The 5,665-nt window shown below is 36.0% G+C and carries 4 protein-coding genes and 1 pseudogene; 4 read left to right on the forward strand and 1 reads right to left on the reverse strand.

The features are described from left to right. Nucleotides 1-1,252: 1,252 nt before the first annotated feature. Nucleotides 1,253-1,840: an SET domain-containing protein gene (locus J7I96_RS25135; RefSeq protein WP_214926251.1), complete on the reverse strand. Its 588-nt coding sequence runs from the start codon at nucleotides 1,838-1,840 to the stop codon at nucleotides 1,253-1,255. Nucleotides 1,841-2,275: 435 nt separating this feature from the next. Here J7I96_RS25135 and J7I96_RS25140 point away from each other — a divergent pair, with 435 nt between their 5' ends. The 4 genes and pseudogenes from J7I96_RS25140 (at nucleotide 2,276) to J7I96_RS25155 (ending at nucleotide 5,521) form a co-directional block, all read left to right on the forward strand. Beyond that, entirely contained in the window at nucleotides 2,276-3,544 is a 1,269-nt protein-coding gene (locus J7I96_RS25140; RefSeq protein WP_214926254.1) for a saccharopine dehydrogenase NADP-binding domain-containing protein, read from the forward strand. Nucleotides 3,545-3,667: 123 nt separating this feature from the next. Next, a pseudogene (locus J7I96_RS25145) lies at nucleotides 3,668-4,036 on the forward strand (glutamate ligase domain-containing protein); the annotation flags it as partial. Nucleotides 4,037-4,357: 321 nt separating this feature from the next. After that, the gene (locus J7I96_RS25150; RefSeq protein WP_214926257.1) at nucleotides 4,358-4,708 is read left to right on the forward strand and encodes a hypothetical protein; all 351 of its coding nucleotides are present in this window, start codon (nucleotides 4,358-4,360) and stop codon (nucleotides 4,706-4,708) included. Nucleotides 4,709-4,975: 267 nt separating this feature from the next. Then, nucleotides 4,976-5,521, forward strand: a complete 546-nt coding sequence (locus J7I96_RS25155; RefSeq protein WP_214774916.1) for a hypothetical protein — start codon at nucleotides 4,976-4,978, stop codon at nucleotides 5,519-5,521. Nucleotides 5,522-5,665: the final 144 nt, after the last annotated feature.

A 5,665-nucleotide genomic window follows, 5' to 3' on the forward strand; every position in this document is an offset into this window, starting at 1 on the left:
CATTATATGGTAAAATGTGGGTTCTTGTACAACTCCTTTATTTAACTATGCCTTCACGAAATCTTCATGTCCTGAAATCACTCCATTTAAACGTGACCTTACAATCAAGGGTTATGAAATCCTGCGAATAAGTGAGCATTCGAGAGATATTCGCATCAAACTGAGGGAGTGGAAGAAGGATATTTCGGAAAGATAGCGAATTATGCAAAAAAGAAAGGCAGAACGGCTTTTTTAAAGAAATCCTAATTGAGCTTAGGGATTCAATCTTATTTGAAGTGGCTTGGAACATCTTAATGTTTATACCAAGAATGATGATTCGCTTAATAAAGAACATTTGGTGAAGTGGTTAGTCAGAATAGAGCTAACGGTGCTTTACCTGAAGATCAGAGCTGTCTTAAAGGCAGCTCTTTCTTTATGGAACTATCGGGGCAGTTTAGATGAACAAGGATAATTCATAATATTTATAGAAAATGTATAGTGTAGGTTTAATTGAAGGAAATGAGGTGGCTATCATAAAGAAAATTCTTATGAGAAAAGAAGCAAATAATAAAGAGACTAATGTAGAAATGATGATTGTTGCTATAATTCTTTTTATATTTATCTTAGTAATAGCAGCATCGATATTATTAGTAATAGCAGAATGGATATTTTCTCTAAGTTGAAAGGGTTTCATAAAAACTGTAATCCTTGTTGAACTACCGGGTGCTTTAGCTGAAGATCGGAGCTGTCTCTAAGGCAGCTTTTTCTTATGGCACTAAAGGGGCAGCATTCCTGTTAGAAGGTTGTTCGAGGACTTGAAAGTAAAAGAGCCCTCTTGTATGATGCATGAGTGTCAACGACCATTGACCCAGCATCAAACAAGGAGGACTTCTTTATCCAGTTTAAATGAAATGAAAAATTAATCAAGTTACTGAAAATACTCTGTGGATGGATATTGCCAAGCGTGTTCATTACTTCTTGTTTTGTTGATGAACGAGGGCGCGTGATAGAAAAAGCCTTCGCAGTCCATCAATCAAAAGAGGGCTTTGAACACCTGTATGAAAAGTTTCGTCAAACGATGAAGGAAGCTAAGAAAACAGAAGTAATAGTCTTTTTTAGCACTTTCTACTTGTCAGAGGTGCGAACTTTTCTGGGTTTTAAACTCTCACGTTGATGATTCAAGTTCCATCTTGCTAGATCGCCAAAAAAAGCTGGTAAAATTAACATAGACAAACCAAAAGATCCGTCTGTCCTGGTGGTTGTTTAGTTGCCTTTACTCCTCTTCATAGAGCGTAAGAAAGGAATCTGGTTCGGCACGTCCCTCTGCGATCGCGTTTACCCTGTCGACGAACTCCGGTAGAATCAGATGACGCAACGGCTGGTCTACTTGATTCAATTGTTTGAATGCCTCCCTAGCCAACTCATCCCATTCCTTATAGCGATACAGATAATCATCCGGCATCACTACGGTGCTAGAAGTCCCTTCCTCCGGTTCACACTCAAAAGGTTCGTCCAACCCGAGCGTAGCATAGTCGCATGTGATTTGTTCTCCGGGAAGAATATCCCTCGACGCCAATTCAATCTCATAGACCGTCGATACCACATTTGGACTGAAGCTGTGATTCATGTATCTGGCATGATCCCAGCACAGCACGTAGTAATCGTCATCGTTGAGGTAGGCATATTTATAGACAATTTCCCTTCGCACGATATCAAGCGATTCAATTTCATCTTCCTTGAGAATAATGTCCAAATCATCCAATGCCCAGATGATCGTTCCTTTGGGGATCATTTTTGTGGCAAAAACGCCCACACCAATCTTTTCATTGACAAACCGAATCTCGGTATCTGGATGTATCATCGATTCTATTCACCCTTTCTCAAAACTTACTATTACTATATACAGCAGTTTCGATTAAGTGACCGTTCGTTCGCGTATTTTATCCAAGTTCAATCAGCGGAATGTCCCCCCTGGAAAACGAGAAAGCTCTTTTATTTTTGTTCCTCAATCGGGAGCTTTTTTACATTCATAAATCATCCTGCCATAAACGATAACTTTTGAATGCCGAATACACCTTCAATCAGATTTGTTTCTTCAATGGTGTACCCCCTTTTTATTCAACTACTGCCCGCTTAGTTGAAAAAGCACTTATTCTAAATCTCATATTATTAATTCTAACAGCTCTCTTATTCATAGACAGAAGCACATACAAAGCGATCATTAGAATCATATATTGTTTAAGAAATCATTGCACATGTTTCACGTACAGTATTAATTGGCGAAAGGAGTGATGAAATGTTAAATGGGACAAGTTCATTTTCCATTTCTATATTAGGCAGCAGTGGAGGTGTTGCAAAAGCGGTATTGGCCATACTAAATCAATCCGCCCAAGATAAAAATGACCCTATGTACCCCATCATTAGCATTTCCCAGCTTCACCTAATTGATATTAAACAAAAGGATAAAGAATATTACGACCAATTATTCCCAAACCTTGCGGATAAAATCAAAATTTCCCAGCTTGATCTCACGGATGTAAGTCACTTTCAGAAACATTTAAAAAGGACAAACACGAAAGTAGTCATTGATGTTTCATGGGCAGATACAATTGAGATGATGAAATGCTGTAACGAATTAGGTGTTTTTTACATCAATTCAGCCCTCGAGAACACTGAGGTCGATGAGGACGAAAGTCTATATGGTTTCCCATTGACCGAGCGATATATTAGATTTGAAGATAGCAAAAAAAATCTTACCAATATGAAGGCGATTGTTGGCTCGGGTATGAATCCTGGTGTAGTGCAATGGATGGCCATAAAACTCATAAACGAAAATCCGGATCGAAAACCATTAGCCTGCTACATTGTGGAGCATGACGATTCCTTTTTTAAAGACAAAACGTTGATCAAACCTAACACACTCTATACTTCTTGGTCGGTCGAATGCTTCCTGGATGAAGCGATATTATCTTACCCTATGTTTGTCCATCATCATTTGCCACAATATTTTTATGAAAAAGTATATGCAATGGAGTATAAAGTAAGGTTAGGGCAAAAAGAGTTTTATGGTTGTCTAATGCCACATGAAGAAGTGATTACATTAGGTAAATTATTTGATATGCAATTGGGGTTTATTTATCGTGTAAATGAATATACAACGGAATCAATCCGAAATAATTTGGCTAATGTAGACGTTCTCTGGGATTGGAATCAACAATTACTTGATCCAGATATAGGTGAAATTGAAGGTGAAGACCTAGTTGGTGTCCTATTAGTTTACGAGGATAGCGAAAAGTATATATATAATGTGATGACAAGTAGTGAAATATATCCGAAATTCAAAACAAACGCCACGTACTTCCAAGTTGCTTGTGGCATTTATGCTGCTATGGCGAGCATAATCCTGGATGACCTTTCTTTAGGTATCTATTATGTTGATGAGCTTTTGCTCAACACCAAGAGCAAGTACGGAGGGTATTTAACCTACCATATGACTGACTTTGTCACAGGAGAAAATAAAGGCTCCGATGGATTATTGCATCAAAGACTTAAATGGATTGAATAGGCTGATTAATGATAAGCAGAGACACTGCATTCATTTGTTTTCTAAAGCATCCTAATAAGTTGATGCACTGCTAGTTAGTTTGTTATTGACTTCCCTCTTTCATTTACAAAATCTATTTAGTTAGAGATTAGAATAGGAAAAGCACTTATTATTGTTTGTGGTGGGGATAGAGATAAAGGAAAACGACCAATTATGGGAAAAATTGCTAGCAGATACAGTAACAATGTTTTTGTTACTTCTGATAATCCACGTTCAGAAGACCCTATTAAAATTATGAATGACATAGAAAAAGGAATGAAAAAGTCTAATTCATTACAATATGAATTACTCGCTGATCGAGAAGAAGCTATATATAAAGCTATCAAAGAGGCTACTTCAAATGATGTTGTTATAATAGCTGGAAAAGGTCATGAGACCTATCAAAAATTTAAAGATAAAACAATTCATTTTGATGATAAAGAAATAGCGAGAAAGGCAATATCTGAGAAGTAGTATTAATTACTTTAGGTCTTAACGATGCTTTAACCAGGCATCTTCTTTTTGTTTGTGAAATATTGTACTTAAACTAACGGGTGCGTTAGCTTCATAAAAAGGCCGACAATTGGCTGCCTTTTTAAAGTATGATTTTAAAAATTATCGTACTGTCATATTCAAACAAAAATCACCCTTATACAGCTAATGGGACAGATTATTGAAGTAGGTTATTACCGATATGTGGATTAAAATATTGTATTTAAAGTAAAATTTATAGAGGGAGATTAAATAATTAATAACAGGGGGCACTTTCAGGGCCGTAAAAAGGGGAGTATTTTTGTGTTTAGAAAGAAAAAAGCTATTATTCTTATTATTAGTATAGTTATTTTAGTTTCAATGTTTAGTTATTTTTTCTTATCTTATAGTGAATCAGCAATAAATAAAGGATTCCCGATACCATTAGGGGCCAAATTAATAAGAAAAGACGATAAAAATATGTATGAAGAATATAAATGGGGTCCAGCCTCCGAAGAAAACGGACTTCCACTTTATTATTTAACGGTTATTAAACTTTGGGGGTGGGATAAAAAATCACAAGAAGGGGCAATGACAATCTATGAAAAAGAAGGAAAAAAGCTATGTGTAATTTCTCAAACCGATTCTTTATTTGTTAGCCCATCAGAAGAATAATATTTTTTCCTAATTGTTTTCTGTTTAATACAGGCTAGCGCCATAAGAAGTCCGCCTATAGGCGGCTTTTAGAATGTACAATTTTTGATATTAGAAGAATTATATCAATTTCTCAATGGATTTATCAGTCAAGGATACAGAAGTTCTCGGTCTTCAACAATGGGGGGTTCCTTTAATAAGGATCGTTTCCTTAAAGAACTAACGGGGCAGGTTTATTGAGTCATTAAGATATAATAAAGAATAGACTATTCTGATAGGGGTTTAATGATGTTTAAAATAAGTACATTTCTAGAAAAAACTAATGAAGGTGAAGAGAGTTATGCATCCTTAGATGATTCTTTAAAATTAAAAGAAATTTTTGACCATCGAAAATTTACTCCGGAGCACATTCAAATGCGTATAACAATTAAGTATAACAATCAGGTCGTGGTAGGAGTCGATGTTCCCAGTGGATTAGATTTATGGTCCGATTATATGGTTGCTATTGAGCAATATTTAGACGGTGAGAACGTTGAAAGGCTTTATGGTATCGATCCATATCTTATGAAGTTAGTTTCAATAAACAACAATTTATTGGAGTTCTCTATTGTTGGTGATTGGGAACCTGTTGAGGTTTTTGCACAAGCAGTATTGCCTGAAAAAGAGTTTTTAGAATCCATTTTAGATGGAGCAGAACACTTTTGGGAGACATTGATTGATTATAAGGTGTTTGAGGAAAAAGAGATAGGGAAGACAACATTTGGAGAAGAACCGAAACTAATGATTGAAGAAATTGAAAAATTGAGGAAGAAGGTAAAAGCCTTGTTCAACTAACGGGTGCGTTAGCTGAAGATCGGAGCTGTCTTTAAGGCAGCTTTTTTGTATGAAAACACAATAGTTAAAAAGCCATGCTAAAATAAACCCTCCATATTCTCATTTTTTTGATGGGGGTAAATGTACTATGTTGTTATTTAACTG

It is taken from the genome of Bacillus sp. ISL-78, from assembly GCF_018613455.1.
Lineage (GTDB): Bacteria > Bacillota > Bacilli > Bacillales > DSM-1321 > Peribacillus > Peribacillus frigoritolerans.

Coding starts and splice junctions, on each gene's coding strand:
- J7I96_RS25135 (WP_214926251.1), bottom strand. CDS start 1,840: ATGATACATCCAGATACCGAGATTCGGTTTGTCAATGAAAAGATTGGT.
- J7I96_RS25140 (WP_214926254.1), top strand. CDS start 2,276: ATGTTAAATGGGACAAGTTCATTTTCCATTTCTATATTAGGCAGCAGT.
- J7I96_RS25155 (WP_214774916.1), top strand. CDS start 4,976: ATGTTTAAAATAAGTACATTTCTAGAAAAAACTAATGAAGGTGAAGAG.